Below are 17,914 nucleotides of genomic sequence, written 5' to 3' on the forward strand. Positions count from 1 at the left end.
GTGGCAGGATACATTTGGTTCCAGAAAGTTAAGACCCTATACAGGAGGATAATATCATGGCATTGGAACTCCGCAAGAACAGCAAATGGTGGTACGGGCGTGTGCAGGTCGATGGACAGGTCTTGTGCAAAAATCTCGGCGTCCAGATTCACGGAACGGTTCCGAACAGCCTGCGAGAGCAGGGGGATATTCTGTTCGAACGATCACGAATCAAGGCGATGGTCGCCTTGGAAAAATGGCAGGAAGAAACCAAAAAGCAGGGCACCGCCGAAGAACTGGTGCAGACCCTCCATGAACTGCGGACGGGGGCACGCATCCATTCACTGCCACTCGGCGACATCTTCAAAACCTGGAAGGAATTGCCGCGTCGTCGAAAACCCAGCGAACGCTACGTGGATCAGGCCGGGCGCTGGATGGAGCGGTTTGTGGCGTTCCTGAGCGAGAAGCAGCCTGCCGTTCGGGCAATGGCCCAGGTGCAATCGGAAATGGCGCGGGCCTTCTTGCGTCAGGAAGAGGCGCGAGGAATCTCGCCCAAGACCTACAACAATGAACTCATTTTTCTGCGCTCCTGTTTTCAAGCGTTACGCAAGGCAGGCGGTCTGACCGAAAATCCGTTCGAAGGCATTCCGACCAAAGAAGAGGACACAATTTTCCGGAAACCCTTCGATGAAGCTGAGCTTGCTGCCATCGTTGAGACTGCGAAAGGCGATGAGTTTATCTATCCGATCATTGTGACCGGTATCTGCACCGCCATGCGTCGAGGCGACTGCTGCCTGCTACAATGGTCGGCGGTCGATCTGCCCAACCGGTTCATTCAGGTAAAATCGTCCAAGACGGGCGAACTCGTGCAAATTCCTCTGTTTCCGCTTCTGCAAAATGTGTTGTCCAAGCGGACGCAAGGAAAGGATAAAGGCTACGTTTTCCCGGAGCAGGCCAAAATGTATCAAAACAATCCCGATGGGATCACCCATCGGGTGCGTCGCATCCTGAAACGCGCCGGATTCTCCGATCCGGAGGAAGGCGATGGCGAAACGGAACAGGACAAAACAAAATCACTCGGTGCGCTTCACCAATCGCGCGAGAAGGGCCTGCGCAAGGCGTCGGTGCGTGACTTCCACTCGTTCCGCGTCACATGGGTCACGCTCGCACTGACGGCCAGCGTGCCGCTGGAAATTGTCCAGAAAGTTACAGGTCATCGCACGGCGGGAATCGTCACGAAGCACTATTTCCAGCCGGGCCGGGACGCATTCCGGCAGACACTATCGGAAAAGCTACCGGCGATCTTGGGTGGTTCCTCCAATCCATCCGGCCCCAAGTCGCTCTCGCTCGATGAAATCAAGGAAAAGGTCCGGGCGATGACACCGAAAACATGGAAGGCGATTCGAGAGGAACTCCTCGCCACATGGGGGTTAAAGAAACGGAAAGGGCAGAGCTCAACTACTCAATCCGCCACCGCTGCTGCGAAAGTTACGGCATGATTCGATTTTCTCCGGATGATCCATACAATGACACCCGTCATGGATCGATCACTACCGGACGCCCAATCTGGTTCCGATGATGTGCTCAGGCATTTGGCCGAGGACAACGATACGGCTGCCGCCGCTCTTTTCCTCGATCTCTGCCGCACGTCTCCTGCCCTGCGTAGCTGGCTATGGAGGCGTTTTGCCAAATCGGAAACACTCCGCACCGAACTGGCCCGCGTGTTGGACTCCGGTCAGCCAGTCGCCGATCCGCTGGCCTTATTCTCCACGTTATCCGGTGAGCCGATGACAGGAGCGAACCGCGAACTCGTCACGCTCCGACGTGACTTGCCGGCCAAGGTCCACGCTTCCCGTTACGGCGGACTGACCCGTCGCGAAGTCGAAACACTGATCCGGCGTTACCAGGCTGGCCACATCGACACGGCAAGTTTTCTCTTTGTCTATGCTTGGCGGCGCTACCTCCAATCGGGCGCTGCCCAGCCGCCTCTGGCGCTTCTCCGGGCGACCAATTCCTATCTGGCCACCATGATCAGCGAAGGGCGCGTTGACCTCGCCAAGGAGTTGTCCAAGGCATTGGTTTTCCTCTCCGACAAGAAAGTCGGTGAAATCGGGAAATCCGATTTTGGATACTCCCATTGGTGGAAACTCTGTGTGCTCCACTACATGCTGAACCACCCCAAAGCCTGCTATCGCACCGGAGAGCTTCACGACTACCTCAAATCGCAAGGCGTCGTTATCGATCCGAAGGAAATCCGCGTGTTCTGCAAATCACATGGCATCCAACGAGACTCCCGCGCTGGTCGCCGTCGCTCTGCCATAGCGAAATCGTAATCCGCGATTCCCGGCGAAGGGGCTGGGACGCTATCGGCCCAGTCGGGCTCGCCAGCGACTCCACGCGGGACAAGCCGCAGCAAAGCATCGGAATCCGATGCGCGGAGCACCGGCGACACCAAAATACGTGTATAATAATACTAACGTAAGTAACAATAGAAGGCAATGATGAGGATATCAATGGCTACAGAAATTCGTTGTGAGTATAGATGTGATTCCGATTGCTGTAGTATTATTGGCCGAAGAATAATAAGATTATTTTGATGGATTAGCTAGGTTTAAATTTCTATATAGAACTGAAGGGGAATTCGCTCCAATGTCCGTTAGTGGTAGTCATATTCTCACAGTAACCTGCGGGGGTATGAGTTTTTAAATAAGCATATTGAATCAATGTCATGGTCAAGCTAATCCCATTGCTATAGTAGCAGCTTTGATCGGGGAATCGTAGAAATGCCACTGAATTGCTGTAATAATAGTATCTGGTACGTCCGCGAGATCACGCTTGTTTTCGCTAGGGATAAGGATGCGTTTTGCACCGGCCTCAACGGCAAGCTGCATGCGCTCGGGGAGTGAATTCACTTTGAGGAGCAGTCCCTGGACACTCATTTCGCCAAGGACGACGGTGCGCTCCAAGACCGACTTTTCGAGGATCGCGGAAACGAGGGAGATGAAGAAAGCCACGGCTGTTTCGCTGCCGTCTTTTGCCTGATTCAGATTGATCGCTTGGAGGCTGAAATCGTAGCTGTCGATGTCTCGGGTGATACCGAGATTCTTCAGGTTGCCGCGTAGGTAGGCGTCGGCGGTTTTGATCGCCTCCTTCATGCTTTTAGAGAGATTACCGAGGGGAATGATGCGACCTGAGCCCGGGTTGACTTGGGCTTGGAGCAGGAACAGCGCGAGGCGGCTGTCGCTGGCATCGGTGCCGATGGTGTAAACGCTTCCGGGAGCTTGCTGGCCCTCGGGGATCAAGCTGCCGCCGCCCATTTCGGGCACGTTGACAAAGGTCTCTTGGCCGCTCTCGCGGTCGATGTAACTAAAACTGGTATTCCAGTATTCGAGCCCACCCATTTTTTTGAGCTGCTCTTTTACCCGACGACGCATCTCCAGCGCGTATTCAACGTATTCTGCCAACTCGACCTTAGTGACTTCGCCGTCGGGATGAAGAAGCTTGATGAGACCGGACACGATCTTACGGACGGCTTTCTGGTCACGACCGCCGAGGTGACTGCCAAACTTGAAATGGCGCTCGGCGTAGTCGGTGTAGCTGGACTTACGCACCTCGCGGAAAACCTCGGCGAGGAAGTCGGTGACGAGGCCGAAATGGTTGGTGTAAGCGTCGTCGTGGGTCTTCTGGAATTCCCAGCCTGGGATGTAGGCGTGAATGCGGTCGTAAAAGGCCGTGTCCATCTCCTTGGGCATCGGGTAAAACAGGTGCGAGGTGCGAACGATAGTGGCGATTTCACCGTCGATGTTGCCCACGAAAACGATCGAGCCCTCGGCGGTGATGATGTCGCGGCCACGGCTGAAGGCTCCGTCCTCCATGTAGCCCTTCATTATGTTGACGCCGCTCTTGTCGGAGAAATTGATTCCCGCCGCTTCATCGAACGCCACCACGTCCCACATACACACCAAGCCACGTTGCCCACTGGATAGGTTCACGAACATCTGTGCCGTCGTCGTTTGTCCGCCCGAGACGAGGTGACAATAGGGACTCATCTGCTGATAAACAAAACTCTTGCCGGTGCCACGAGGCCCTAGTTCGACCGAATTGAAATTCCGCTCCACGAACGGCACCAAGCGCAGCATGCAGTGGAGCTTCCGGCGCTTGGTGTAGTAGGGATGGTCGGGCTCGTAGCCCATCGAACGCATGAGCAAGTCGAGCCATTGGTCGCGGGTGAACCGCTTACGGCTGGCGCGGAAACCTTCCATGTTGCGATTGGAAATCTGGATCGGGCGGATGGACTCGATGAAGAACGGGCGGTTCTGGTTCTTGAAGATATAGGTCTCGTCGTAGCGGATGGTAATCTCCGCCCACACGCCGCCCATCAGTAGCCGCTCATGCTCTTTGACCAGACGTTCGTCGATGTTGATGAAGTCGAGGTTCAGGTTGGAGAGACTCGCCCAATACTTATCGTGCACCTCGACTAGCTTCACCGACACCTTGTCGATAAATTCGTAAGTGGAGTGTTGCTTGATCGACGACTTCACCGACTCCCTTTGGTCTGGCTTCACGTATTTGGACGCGAGCGTTTCACGCACGAACTCCAACCCCTCATTGATTTCGCGGTCGTCGGTGGAGGCGCAGTATTTACCGAGCAGGAACTCGATCACGAAGGCCGGCACGCCGAACGAGGTGCGCATGCGCCGAAGCAGGTCCTTGCGCACAACCATGCCGGGAAAAGCTTCGTTGGCCAGGAGGTCAAGGGCGTCGAGTTCGATGGGGGCGTCGGGCATGGAAGGTGAGAATAAAGGTTAGAGGTCGCGGGCGACGTGGAAGACAATACCCTCGGGGCCGGGGAATTGCTCGCCGGTGTCGGCGTCGCGGATTTCCAAGCGGAGGGTGTCGCCCTGCTTGAAGGTGAATTTGGAATCGAAGAACAACGTGACGGGCACTTCGGCGTCAGGCTTGAGCGTCGCTTTTTTGGCTTCGCCGCGCGGAAGCACCGAGCCGGTGGTGGTTGCGGCAGCACGGAGCACATTGATCTCTAGGTTACGGGGCAGCGCCACCAAGGACGACATCTCACCACTCTCCCCGACGTTTACGGGACGGATAACAATTTTCACCGCCGCGGTGGAGAGGTTTACCCCCGCCCCACCGATGAGGGCTTCGACCCCGATTTTCTGCTGCTTAGTTTGCTGGCGAGAAATCAAATGCGGGATGACTATCTCCTGAAGTGCAGCGCCGCCGTGGCTGAAGGATTTTTCGTTTTTGAAATAGGCCAGGCCGGGCGGCAGGGCAACGCGGACGGATAAATCCCAAGCGAAGGGCTTGCTCTTGATCGGCACGTCCACGCCCGCCGGGATAATGGCGAAGCGCTCCTTGATAACGGAACCCCAGTCCTTGTTGAAAGGAACTTCCGGCGGGAGGTGCTCTTCATCGAGCAGGACGAATCCGTGGTCGGTGACGACGTGGACTTCGGCATAGCCCCATTGGTGGAGTTTACGCACCACACGGGCGAGGCGCTCCAGCTCCTTTTGCACGTGGCGGATCAGAGTCTCGCCGTCACCATGGCCCATCGAGTCCACCTCTTCGTGGCCGTAAACAACGAGCAAAGTGGGCAACTTTCCTGGCTTCCTGGCATTCTCGACCTCGGTGATTTCGCGGGTATCGGCCCCGAACTCTTTCAGCAAAGCGAGCCGGTTTTCGCGGATGGAGAGGTTCTTGGCGGCGTAGATCGGGTGGAGTTCGCCCCCGGTAGTTTTTAGCGAGGTCGGGGTAAACTTGGCTGGCAGCAGAGCGCTCATGCCGACAGGCGTGCGCGTGGGGAGCATGGCGCGCAGAGGGTCGATGCTGACGTTGAAGCCGGTGAGCTGGGCCTTGAGCTGATAGGAGACGTCGAAGCGCAGGGCATCCACGATCACCACGGCCCGGCGTCCGTGGCCGGACCAGAGGTGGGCATCGAGGTGGCTGGCGACGAAGGGCAGGCCGGGGATGTCATTCGAATCGGTGGCGGTATAAAATCCAAAGAAACGCTGATTCAGGGAATTGGCTGCCTGGCCGTAAGTGCGATCCAAGAGCTGGCCGATGTCGGCCAAGCCGAGTTCGGCGGCCTCGGCCTTGAGGCGCAGATGCTGGCCGTCCACGCGTTCGGCGAAATCGGTGTAGAGGCGCACGCATTCGGCGGCTGAACCCACCTCGGGGATGAGAGATTGGAGTTTTCGGCAACTGGCGACGAATTCGGTCACGCCGAGCAGGTGATCCCAGTCACACTCGGAAGTAGTGCTGGCACGGGAAAAATCGGCCTCGCTGCGGAGCGAGGGAGCTTCTTCGGCCAAGTAGTCGCCAAAGCCTTCGGCCTTGGTCGCGGCAGTGACGACGGATTTTACCGCATCCTGCCAGCGCAGGCTGACGAGGTGGGAAAAGCCGTAAGCTGCCCCGGTCTTGCCCTTGGCCCAGGCGGTGAGGTTGACGTGTTGTTCGATCTCGGCAATCCAGCGATCCCAAGCAGGGCGGCAGTTGGTGTCGCGAAGCCAACGGCGAAGGAGTGCCACGTGTGCCTCGCGGTCACGAGACGGGGGCAAACGGTCGGCGAAGGGGAAATCGCCAGGCTCACCGTAGCCAACGAAGGCCTCGGTCAGGGCCAGACGTTCTACCAGGGATTTAACCCAGAGAACCGGGTTGTCGGTCTGCGGGACGGAGCCGAGGCGCTCGGTGAGAGCGGCGAGGAATTCGTCGAGGACGCCCTTCTCTTGTAACGCCGTCCACTCGGTCTCGGGTTCGACCGCGAGATCAAGGAGCTGCTGGTCAACATCGCCGACGAGGCGACTCTGGGCCAGTTCGGCGGTGAGGCTCTCTTCCCAGAATAAAGGCGCCTTGGTGGCGAACTTAGCTGCGTATTTGGCCAAGGGGGAATCCGGGCCGCCATCGGTGAGTTTGCGCTGTTCGGTCTGGTCGGTCGGCAATGCGGCACCGGCGGCTTTGAGAAAACTAAAGAGTGAGGGGCGCTTGCCGCCGACTTTCCAATCGGTGCCGGTAATGCGGTATTCGGTTAAAAGTTCGAGGTGGTGTTTGCCACGCTCGTCGGGGCCGTTCCAGCGCTCCTTGGGCAATGGCAGATAGAGCACGAATTTGGCGGCGGGATCGGTCTGGCTGAGGAGCCAAACCTGATGCTTGAGCCAGATTTGGCCGTGTTTGGCCTTGGGATTATAAGCGAGCAGGTGAACGGTCTGGGGCGCACTCTTGGCTAGATGCGCATGGAAGACAGGGAGTAGACGGCGGAACTCCTCCTGCGGATCGAACCAGACACAGACCCGCGCCCGCTTCTCGTGGGAGAATCGTTGTTGGATTTGGGCGAAAAAGGCGGAGGCGAGCATGGAGCGGACGGAATTTTTAACCGCGGATTACGCGGATGGGCGCGGATTAGACTGTGGGTTCGTTGAGCAGGTCGCGGAGGAAGGTGCGAAGTGTGGCTACTCGCGGCTGCGCTTTGGTCGTGGCGTTCACCCAGCGATTGTCGGAGATAGACACTTGGATCGCCTTACCCGGTTTCAGCACCGACCCGATAATCCCGACCAAGGCCTTCTTTTCGCCAGCGGGCGCGGTGATTTCGTCGAGGTCGCGACTTTTCAAGATTGAGCGGTCAATCGCCTTGAGATACTTATCGGCTTCCGATTGCAGATTGGAGTAATTGATCAAAGCGCAATCGAGTAACAGGTCTTCCACGGTGCCCGCATTCAGATTATCGGGCATGACAAACACTCCGCACTTGGATGCCCGGAAAATTCGATAGGCATCCAGTTTCTTGGGGAGTGAAAATCCAACATTTTTAACGCCCGCCTGCTTGATGTAATCGACGAGCGCTTTCCTGAGTGCGATCAGACGCTGCACCGGCGTCTTCTTTTTATCTGCATCCAAGATTACACCGATTGCGCTAAACTGATTTGGTGGGATCGAGCGAACCGCGATCAAAATACTACTTATGAGCTTGGTTTCACCGTCGGCAGGCCGCAGTGCGACCACATGGTCACTTTTCTGCCAAAAGAATGGAACGGGGACGCGTGCTAATAAATTATTTTCGTGCGGGAATCCCCCAGGCACTAACGTCCGCGCGGCAGGATCTAGAAACTGTGAATCTGGCTCCTTGGGATTCAACTCTTTCCACGTGACAATACGGAATCCCGCCTCCCGCAAGAGAGCACCGACAAAGGCGGCGTCGTGTTGCCCCTCGACTGCGATAAATGAAATGCGGCGAGCCATGTTAGCGAATTTCAAAACCCATCTCCCGACGAGTGTCGTTCAGCAATAAACCGGGGTAACGCGTAACGAGTGCCTTTCCGTTGTCTCGATTTATTCGATACGCGCATAAATCGTTCGGCGTGTTATCGAATGCTTTTAATACCGAGTCCACCGCCTCCAAACTATGGGTGGTGGCAAAGACCTGAACGTTGTATTTTTCGGCGGCCCACTTGAGCACGGATAAAACCGAATCTAACACCGAGACGTGCAGCGTCGACTCAAGTTCATCAATCAACAGCACGCCGTTGCGCACCGCAGGAATACTCGACGCGATCAATAGAGCGCGTTGGAAACCGTCACCAAACGCGTGAATGGGTGTTCGCCCAGTAAGCCGATGTTTAACCGAAATCGAAATCCCTGTTTTGCCCTTTGGGGCGGCATTGATTTCGCTTACATCTTTATCAATGCGTTGCATCACCTCCAGAACGTCGGCCGTGAAGGTCTCGTTGATTTTCTCCTGCTCTATGGCACGGCCATAATACCAACTGGTGTCTTGGGTGGTGCGGTGGGAATGTGGGGAGATAAAAGCGGATGCGATTGAAGGATCTTCTACCGCCGTGGAGTAGGTGTTGCGACGATTATCGACGATTCTGAGTTCTGCGGTGTTCTGGCCATCGGCAGTCGGCAGAAGGTTACCGTTGATCCGCTGGGCGTAATCGGCCTGAATACTTATCTTTAGGCCGCGATCCGGATCACTGTCTTCTTCGGTGTCGTCTGGATCGGCCAGCGGAAGCCGCTCTTGGCCAAATTCTTCAAACTCGTCGTAAGTGGATATTACCTTTCTGCCTGCATAGGCACCGCTCCCTTCGATCCAGATGCGGTGTGGTGCGGGATCATTGCTGGCCGCGAATTGTGGAAACAACCACTTAAAGGGTTCCGTTTCCGGGGTGCGGGATGATTTAACATCTCGACGCCGAGCCGTTTCCCTCCAGTTGGCCAAGTCGAGCGGGCGGCAGAAAAGGGAGAGAGCATCGAGCGTCGATGTCTTGCCTGCGTTGTTGGCACCGACGAGCAAGTTGATGCGGCCAAGCCCTTCTAGCCTTAAATCTCGAAGGCCTCGGAATTGTGCGACAAAAAAAGAGTTAAGCGGCAGTTCATTCATGATTTTAGGTAAATTTTTATTCTGAGCTTGAATTGCAATAATATTACGAAACTCACATAAAAAATTTGTAGAGGTGTTCAATCTGGTCCTGTGGCCTAGTGTATTTCAGGATGGAGCCGACTTGGCGGGACGCACGGATCGTGATGGGATTGAGATTGTCGAACTGGGTGTTGTTCCAATTCATTTTGGTGAGTGCAGTAATCTCTCCGGCAACATCCTTCAAATCCGCCCACGATCGTTCGTGCTTAATCATGAGCGTCTTCGGCACATACATCCCGGGATACTCCTCATAAAAAGGAACCGAGCCGCGCGTGTAAAGAAGTGCTGTGGTGCCATCCAATTCAAGGTAGGCTCCGCGCAGAGGGGGATAGTAATTGGGCCGATAGAGTCGATTAAAAGACGAGCTTATGTAAATGAAGTCATAGGCGTCGATATCCAGCTCGTTCAATGCAGCGATAAAGCCGCTCACTTCATTTTCATCGAAGCCTGAGGTCTTATGAAGAACCACGCGCCCCGGCAGATTATGGTGCTCGCGTTTATAGCGTTTCAAGGCGTTGAGCAATAGATCCTTTGCTGAGTCGTAATCCAAGTGGATCTGCAAGTCGGTCTTGGATCGGCTAGCGTTTTTTCCGCGCACGATTACTCCGGCCCCGCGCTCATTAAAAACCTGCGCGATGCTCGTAAGGAGCTTATCCTTTTCCAGAGAAAAATAGAAAGAGATTCCAACGTAGCATGTGCTGATGTCGGACTCGCTCCGAGGGAGCCGCCACGGGATGCCTCCCGCCTTGTAATAAAGTGCCGTAAAGAAATTCCATGCCCTGGTCGCCGGGTCTTGAAGTTTCCTTCCCTTGCTCTGCTCGTCCAACTCCTTTCGTTTATTTTTTTCATCCCATGTGCCCGGACGTATGACCTGAATGGGAACGCCCGTCAGCATAGACCTGGCTTTGAGTAGATCGTGAAAATCATGCTTGGACGTATCTTTCACGTCGTCCTCATCATCCAGATTTACGGTGGTTTCCGTGGAGTCTTTTCCGCCGGTTTCCGCCATTAGCGTTATTAGCTCAAGCGGCATGGCGCAAACAACCACATCCACCCGCTTTTCTCGCAAATCGCCAATTCGCTCCACAAACAACTCTACAGCTGCAGCAATCCGTGCGTTGTAGGAAGTATTTGATTTCAGCTTCTCAAACTCTCCAGGGTGGATTGCCGCCCAGACGGTCGGGTCTGTAACAAAGGTCGCGCGGAAGCTGGAGTCCGGGTTAAAGCCGGGAAAGGCAGGGAAAAGATTGGTCTTCCGGCTTTCCTTGCCGGCGATGGGACTGCGGCAGCTTTCCATCCATGCGGACGCTCCCGTCATGGACTGCTGAGTTCCTACGAAGCCGACTCGAATCGAAGCCGGACGCTTGTTGTCCTTATAATCAAACGGGTTGAGGTTCTGTATTCCGTAACGAATATCCACATGACGGTCGAAACCAAACTCCAGCAGAGGCTCTTCGATAAAATCAATTTTCATATCTCCAATCCCAGTTCGGCGGTTTCGTTTGGCGCAGAATCCTCATCATCGTCCGGCGCGGTTGGTTTCCAGCTTTTATCGTCGATGCCGCGCTCCACTTCGAATTTCAAAAGAGGGCCAAGCTCCATGTGCGGATAATTCGTTGCACATAGATCCTGAATCGGCTGCAACACTGACGCCCACAGTTTTAGGCGGCTGAAGATGGCGGGAGGGCCTTCGATTTCGTTGATTTTCTTTAAATATTCCTCGTGGTAAGGATGCGTTTTCCATCCATCGCTTGTAAAAACATAGGTTGGCGTGATGGCGAGATGCCATTTGGAATCGAATTGCTGAAACTGGAACCCAAATGCTTGATGCCGGTGGTAACTTACCTTGTCCGGAACCTTTTTGGATAGATATTGCTTATAAACTGTTTGATAGCTAGGACGCTTTCCTTCTACGCGAAAGGTCTTTGGGTCGCCACTTTCTGTCGGTTCAAAGAAGAAAATCTCTTCCCTTTTTCGCCATATTACAAAGTGATTGTAGCAGATGCTTTCCAGCATGCCGTGCAAAAGGCTGCGGCCCAGCGCAGGCTCTTCATCCAGCCACTCAGCAAGATTGACGGACTCTATCGTCGCTTGGTCGCAAGCTCCAGCGAAAATAGGATCACGCAAGTTCGCCAAGGCATAGATTTTTTCACTACCTAAAACAAAGTTGTCTATGTCCCAGCGCTTGCCTCCCGCATCAAGGACCGCGTCCACCACTTGTCTCGGCTTTCTTGCATCGGTTTCAGCGATGTAGAGTCGATTAACCGGGAAAGTGACCGGCATGAAGTTCAGCGTCAGCACCTCTTTCTTGGCTTTGGGCTGGAGGTGGAAACCCCAAGGCTTGGTAATGGCCAAGGATCGGAGCTGAGGCTCGCACTCGATAGTGAATTGTGAGGCGGATTTGAGGAATCGAATCTTGGCCTTTTTGCCGCTTCGATCTATTATATCTTCTCGCTTTACATCTACCCAGTAGATGTCTTGGTCCGGCCGGCATAAGATCAGAATTACGGGTGTATTCGATCCTTGCCAATGTTCAAGATCCTCCGGGTCGGCGTAGAAGGTGAACTCTTCGTCGGTTTCTGCCCTAAAATAGGAATCTCCGGTTTTTATTTGGACTTGGACAATCGTGTTGCTCATTGCCCCGGTTTTAGGGTCGCGAAATTCGATTACCCCGTCGATGCCCGAGTCCACGGTCGTTGGATTCCAGACGTGCTTCATCTTGGAGACAATGATCTCAACCAGCGCCACGCCTTGGCGACCGACGAGAGTGCTGTCTTGGATGATCTTCGACATTCTATAAATTACTCGTCACTCTCTGTGGTGCCGAGTTTTAGGTTGATGCGGAGGAGCTTGGTGCGAGCGAGGGAAGCGAGGTTGACTTTGATGCCGTCGTCTATGTCGGGATTCCAGCCCTTGGGGCGGTCTTCCGGCTTTTTCCACGGGGTGAGGATGCGATAGTCGCGGTCGCCATTAGCCGGGCCTGTGTGGGCGCCTTCCTGAAGGTGAGCGAGTTTGGCATCGTAGGCTTCCACCTCCTCGGCGAGGGCGAGAAGGTCGAGGCGGAGGTCGGCTTTGCCGTCGTTGCCGGCTTGGGCGGCTTCGCGTTTGAGGACGGTGATGCGGTCCTTCACATAGACGCTGCGGAGCTTGGCGAGAGCGTCGGCGTCGAAGTGGTGGGCGTGGACGAGGCAGGCGAAGCCGGGCTCGGCGCGGGTCTGGCTGCTGGCGAGGTGCCAGAGGATGGGTCGCTGCTGGTAGAGGGCGTTGTGGGTCTCGAAGAAGACGTCATGGAGCCACTCGGCGAGGGATTCGGCTCGGTGGTAACCCTTGGTCTTCTTTTTGAGTTCGTTGACGACCTCGGTTTCGAGGGACGACGGGTCTTGCTTGGGGAAACAGGCGGCGAGCTTGGCACGGAGGCGTTCGATGAGCGGCGGCTCGTGAGCGACGCGTTGCAGGCAGACGAGGTGGTCCTCGTCTTCTTCGAGGATCTGTTTCACCAAGTAGGTGAGCAGTCGGTCCACGTGCTCGCGGCGTTTCTGATCGCGGTCTTTGCCCTCCATCTGTGGCCAGACGAGTTCAGGGGGAAGTGTGCCTGCCGCAGCTTCGATGTCATTACGAATGCCGTCGGGAATGCCGTAGAGCCGATAAACGGCGGCGTTGAGGTCGGAGTAGGTTTGCGTGAGCGTGGAATCCAGCTGGCATTCGCGCTCGAGCACGGCGTCGAGGGCGGCAGAAAGAGTAAGGGCTTCGTTTGAGATAGAAGTCTGGATTACCCAAGGGCGAACAAAACGCGTGCTGATTTCGTTTCCGGAATCCCAAGCGGCTTTGAGGTCATGCAGGGTTTCGGCCGACGTCCCGACGTGCTTGCGGTCGGCCACGGCGGCATCGGGTATGGGCACCTTCTTAACCGCGCCTACCTCCCAAGAGCCAAAGGAGATTAGAGTGCGTAGTAGCGCATTAGCGGGCGCAGAATTGAGGACGCCTAGAAGATACCATTCCTGCCCTTCTTTCTTTGTGAATATACCGGGACCTTTATCAGCAAAGATACAACCGGGGGGGAGGCGACGAACGCTGAATCCGCGTTGAGTCCTGCGTGGCCAAGTGAGGCCGGCGCGGAAGTAGAAATCTGGATTTCGAATATATGCACCATCGTGGCTTCGTAACAACACTCCGTCATTCTCCCAAAAAACTACTAGATAAACATCAGAGTAAAACCGGCTGTAGTCTCCGCCTTTTGCAAATGGAACCCATCGCGAAGCGGTGTCCTTACCGTTTAAACACACTTCCCACCAACAGCGCACAAATCGCCAATCATCAGAAGTTTGCAATCCTACTACTCCATTGGCGAATGCCGGATCTAATTTGGGATTGTTGCGAAAGTATGATCCGAGAAGGGCGAGGCGATCATATGCCAACGGAGAATCATCAATCGTCGCGAAGTCTCGCAGCGCCACATCGGAGCGAACGGGCGAGCGATAGTTAGCCAAGGTGCGGATGAATTCCAAGTGTCGGCCATCGTTGTCACCGGTTTCACCTCGAAAGGGAACCAAACCAAAGAAAGACGCCCGTTCGCCCTCGGTAACGACGTAATAGGAATTTTCCACCTGCTCGCGGCTGACGTCAATGCCTTCACGAGCCTGTGTCGCAATGGTGCCCTCGACGATCAGATGTCGGCGCAGATCGGGATTCGCGAGGAGCTTTTTGACGTCGTAGCGCTTAAACTTGGCCATGGCTTATTCCTGTTCTCCGAGTTGTTGTGCCAGGATGGCTTGGCGCTCGGCCTGCCATTCTTTGAGCAGCTTGGTCAAAGGCGCGTAATTGCAGAGCCGGGCGGCATCGCAGGCTTCAAAATAACGGGCCTCGTCGCGTTTGCGGTTATAGATGTCGAGAGTAGCGAGTCCGTTTTGGAGCAGGATGAGGTCTCCGATAATGAAGGCGCTTCGCCCGTTGCCTTCGCGAAAGGGATGAAGCGCGAGGTAGTCGCCCAAGAAACGGGCCAGAAATTCCATGACCTTGTCATCGTCGGCGGAGATGAAGGGAGTCTGGCTGAGGACATCACGGGCGAACTCTTCCAAGACGGGCTCCATGCCGAAAGGCGGAAACGGCCAACGGGTGGCACCCTCACCCTTATGAAGCGAAACGGTGCGCCATTCGCCGGCCCAGGGATAAATATCGCCCAGCATCTCGCAGTGAATCTGGCGGATAAGATCGAGGGTGATGGCGACGGGTTCGTCACGCTGAGCGAGATCGGCGATGAGCGCCTTGGCGCGATTCACGCCATGAGTTTCGCGGTCGATGAGTTCGGCGGGGTCAAGGCAGCCGGCGACATTCAGACAGGGGTCGCCGCCGTGGGCGGTGATGCGCTGCAAATCCGAATTACCGTAGTCGTGCCACGGGTTGGCCACGATGGAGGGCGCGGTCGGTTTGGTGATGAGTGCGCAGAGCGCGTCCATCTTGTCCTTATGCCATTTTCTCTGGGACGGCGGGATGGTGTAGAACTCGCCCGGCTTGGGCGCCTGATAGTATTCTGCAGCGCGCTTGCCCGTGCCGTCCTTAAAGCGGAAGCCGTAGTCCCGCTCCGCCCAGCGCCAGATAATGCGGGTTGATTCGCTCATAGCGGGTTTCCTCTCAGGACAAGTGCGGCGGCTTCGACGGTGGCTCCATCAAGGATGCCAAAGCCGAGATCGAGCATGCAGACGATGGGATTTCGTTTCAGCAGGATTTCCGTGCGGAACTTGGCGTGGCCCTTGTTGGTTTTGAACGTGGAGCTGACGAGAGCACCGATGTAGCCCTCAGGCTCGATGAGCTGGGTGGCGCGCTCAATGAAGGCGGCGTAGATGTCTTGATAGCCGTTGGGGAAGGCCGATTCGCGGTAGGCTTTGAATGCCCTATCGTCTTCCGCGTTTTCGAGCTTGGTGAACGAGCCGTAGGGCGGGTTCATGACGATGACGTCGAAGGGTGCCGATAGTAGCTCCAGCAAACGAAGGCCGCGGGCGGTGCCTTCGGCGAAGAGGCGCTGGCGGGGGTTGTCGGAGACTTGGCTGGCAACTTGGTCGAGACCACCAAGCAGCTCGGCACGGATGCGGGCAGCCTCGTCTTCGAGGAGGACGCGCTTCAGTTCCTGTTGCTCCGCTTTTTGTCGAACGACATCCGCAACCAATTCGCCGAACTGAAGCTGATCTTTTTTACGCTCGGTGGTTTTGAGGAGTTTGGTGAGGCCCTGTTGCTCGGCCTTTTCATTGACCCATTGTTCCAGAATGGACGACACATCGTCATCCATGCGGATAAGGCCACCGAGTTCGCCGATGTAGCGGAGATTTTTCCAGAGGGCGTCAAAGAGTTTCTGACGAAGCTCGGGTGAACCGAGGGAGACACCGACGCGATCAACCAAGGCGCGCAGTTGTTCGGCGTCCACCTGCACGGCTTGAGCGAGGACGACGTTGCGCGGGCGGGCGGTCATCGTGGATGGATCGAAACGGGCGCGCTGGGCGGCCTCCTTGGCGGTGAAAAGGAGGGAGAGCGTGGCGATCTGGATGGCGCGCGGGTCGATGTCTATGCCGCAGAGGTTGTGCTCCAGGATGGCGGCGGGGATGTCACGCTTGTCCGCGACGGAGGGTTCGGCGGGCCAGCCGGGTTGGCCGACATGGGTGATCTCTTCCTCATACATCCGGTAAAAGAGGCCGAAGGCGTATTGACCGAAGTGGAGCGTGCCGCAGGCGGGATCGAGAAAGCGGATGTCGCGAACCCGCTTGAAGGGCGAGACGGAGCCATCGGCTTCGACGCGGCGGAAGCGGATCTTTTCGCCGGTGCGAGGAACGAGGTAATCGGCGACGGGCGGCATGCCTGCCGGACGCTCACTGGGGAGCGGTGGCGGTGTTTTGGGGAGAAGCGCGGTGTCCGGGTGCATCTGCACCCAGAGGCGGCCGAGGGTGTTATCGACCAGAACCTTTACAACCCAGGATGGGGTGTAAAACTGGTTGATGACAGAGAGTTCGTAGGGGCTGCGGGGCGTGCCCTTGTTCTCGGCGCGGACGCGGTCTTTTTCGCCAACGTTGAAAAACTGATAAACCCAGCCGAGGAAGTCGGGGGCCTGGTAGGCGGTGGGGGGCAGGCCGTCGTTGATGAGGCGGAGGGCGTTGCTGAGGGCGGCGTAGCTGGGCCAGAGGCAGGCGTAGTCGTGGTCTGGCGCGAAAAGGGGGCCGAGGTCGGCATGGAGCTGGGTGAAGGCGGCGGTGAGTCCGTCGCGGAGCAGGGCCTCCTCGGCGTCGTCCTCGTATTTGTAGCGGCTACCGCCGGCGGCACGAAAATCGCGGAGGAAGCGGGAGCGCTCCTGTCCCGGCTGGGGAGTAAGCACCTCGGTGGGCTCGGGCGCGGCGTCGGCGGGTGCGTCAGGCGGACGGAGGCGGAGGAGATTACGCGCCTCCATGACCTTCAGGCCGACGAGGCGGTTGACGAGGGTGTAGGTGAGCTCGCGGACGACGGCATCGAAGCCGCGCTGGGGCGTGCCCTCGGCCTTGGTGTCGTGCTCGATGAGCGCGGCGAGGGCGCGCCGCACCGGCAGCTCCGACATGGGGAGCGCGAGATCGGATTCGGCGGTGTGGCGACCATCGCGGCGGAACCCGTAACGCTGCAAGGCGGCGTCGAAGTCATCTTGGAGCGAAGCGCGGAGCTGACCGATCCAGCGGCGGACAGAGTCCTTGTGCTGGTCGGAGAGCGACGGGCCGGCGGAGGAAGGGGCTACAGGTTTTGGGTCCATTTATTTCTCAATTTGGCACTAAACCCTAAGCCCTTAAGATATGCCTTGAATTCCTTTATAATTGTTTCGTCCATGCGATTAACGAAAAAAGAAATGTCATCTATAACCTTCTCTACTTTTTCGGCGGTATCGATTCCTGCACGTTGAATTGCGACTTTAGGCCGGTCACAATTGTGAATACAGTCGTGCCGCCGCTGGAAAATGGACTCAAATCGCTCACCTAACTGCTTCTTCGAGTTCTCCAAGGCGATATTGCGAGGCTTATCTACAAGCTTCCTGAATTCCGTCCTGCTGATTCCGAAGAGTCTCCGCCGGGAGTCTTTGTGCAGAATCCAATCTGCTACGTGATCGTTGCAAAGCACCTTTCGGCCATCAGGGAAGAATCGGTTAAATAGCTCTTTTATTTTTTTAAAAGAAAGCACGTTATCATCTTCTATTAACTCGCGAGCCGCGAGCCGCCAACGCCAGCCATCAGATGGGTCACTCGAAATTACTGCGATTACCGGGATCTTCAAATTCTCTAGGTTATCAGGGATATCAACTCCTGATTCCTCGCGTTTACAATTCAGCACCTTAGCGATTAAATCAGCGAAGGCGTCGCAAAAATAAGCGTCCAGCGCCCCGACTGAAAACATCCAAGCTGAACGCCGCAGATCTTCCTTTAGTAGTCGATCTGGGACTGTTTTAGAGTGCTCAAGGATCGCCCGAGCTCTTGCTATATCCTCACTGAAATCTATTTTGGCCGATCT

At 56.0% G+C, this 17,914-nt stretch carries 12 protein-coding genes; 2 read left to right on the forward strand and 10 right to left on the reverse strand.

Annotation, left to right across the window (positions count from 1 at the left end):
* Positions 1-56: 56 nt before the first annotated feature.
* Both OPIT5_23215 and OPIT5_23220 read left to right on the forward strand, forming a co-directional pair.
* Positions 57-1,478, forward strand: a complete 1,422-nt coding sequence (locus tag OPIT5_23215) for an integrase (protein AHF92699.1) — start codon at positions 57-59, stop codon at positions 1,476-1,478.
* A 93-nt stretch (positions 1,479-1,571) separates the two neighbouring features.
* Positions 1,572-2,312, forward strand: coding sequence for a hypothetical protein (locus tag OPIT5_23220; protein ID AHF94665.1), 741 nt, complete (start codon positions 1,572-1,574; stop codon positions 2,310-2,312).
* Positions 2,313-2,711: 399 nt separating this feature from the next.
* On the opposite strand, the gene OPIT5_23225 is transcribed toward OPIT5_23220, so the two are convergent.
* The 10 genes from OPIT5_23225 to OPIT5_23270 all read right to left on the reverse strand — a co-directional run bounded on the left by OPIT5_23225 (position 2,712) and on the right by OPIT5_23270 (position 17,800).
* A complete protein-coding gene (locus OPIT5_23225) occupies positions 2,712-4,766 on the reverse strand; it encodes an ATP-dependent Lon protease (GenBank protein ID AHF92700.1) in 2,055 nt (684 codons plus the stop codon).
* A gap of 18 nt (positions 4,767-4,784) precedes the next feature.
* Complete coding sequence (locus OPIT5_23230; GenBank protein ID AHF94666.1) at positions 4,785-7,346, reverse strand: hypothetical protein; 2,562 nt, start codon at positions 7,344-7,346, stop codon at positions 4,785-4,787.
* A 46-nt stretch (positions 7,347-7,392) separates the two neighbouring features.
* Positions 7,393-8,229, reverse strand: a complete 837-nt coding sequence (locus tag OPIT5_23235) for a hypothetical protein (protein AHF94667.1) — start codon at positions 8,227-8,229, stop codon at positions 7,393-7,395.
* Position 8,230: 1 nt separating this feature from the next.
* Complete coding sequence (locus OPIT5_23240; protein AHF94668.1) at positions 8,231-9,370, reverse strand: hypothetical protein; 1,140 nt, start codon at positions 9,368-9,370, stop codon at positions 8,231-8,233.
* A 52-nt stretch (positions 9,371-9,422) separates the two neighbouring features.
* On the reverse strand, positions 9,423-10,883 hold the full coding sequence (locus tag OPIT5_23245) for a hypothetical protein (protein AHF92701.1): 1,461 nt from the start codon (positions 10,881-10,883) through the stop codon (positions 9,423-9,425).
* Positions 10,880-12,202, reverse strand: coding sequence for a hypothetical protein (locus OPIT5_23250; GenBank protein ID AHF94669.1), 1,323 nt, complete (start codon positions 12,200-12,202; stop codon positions 10,880-10,882). Before OPIT5_23250 ends, OPIT5_23245 begins: the two co-directional genes overlap by 4 nt.
* Positions 12,203-12,210: 8 nt before the next feature.
* Entirely contained in the window at positions 12,211-13,308 is a 1,098-nt protein-coding gene (locus tag OPIT5_23255; protein AHF94670.1) for a hypothetical protein, read from the reverse strand.
* A gap of 834 nt (positions 13,309-14,142) precedes the next feature.
* On the reverse strand, positions 14,143-15,024 hold the full coding sequence (locus OPIT5_23260) for a hypothetical protein (protein AHF94671.1): 882 nt from the start codon (positions 15,022-15,024) through the stop codon (positions 14,143-14,145).
* Positions 15,021-17,165, reverse strand: coding sequence for a hypothetical protein (locus OPIT5_23265; GenBank protein AHF94672.1), 2,145 nt, complete (start codon positions 17,163-17,165; stop codon positions 15,021-15,023). Before OPIT5_23265 ends, OPIT5_23260 begins: the two co-directional genes overlap by 4 nt.
* Positions 17,147-17,800 carry a hypothetical protein gene (locus OPIT5_23270; protein AHF94673.1) on the reverse strand — a complete coding sequence of 218 codons (654 nt, stop codon included), beginning with the start codon at positions 17,798-17,800 and terminating at the stop codon, positions 17,147-17,149. Before OPIT5_23270 ends, OPIT5_23265 begins: the two co-directional genes overlap by 19 nt.
* Positions 17,801-17,914 lie beyond the last annotated feature (114 nt).

It is taken from the genome of Opitutaceae bacterium TAV5, from assembly GCA_000242935.3.
GTDB lineage: Bacteria > Verrucomicrobiota > Verrucomicrobiia > Opitutales > Opitutaceae > Geminisphaera.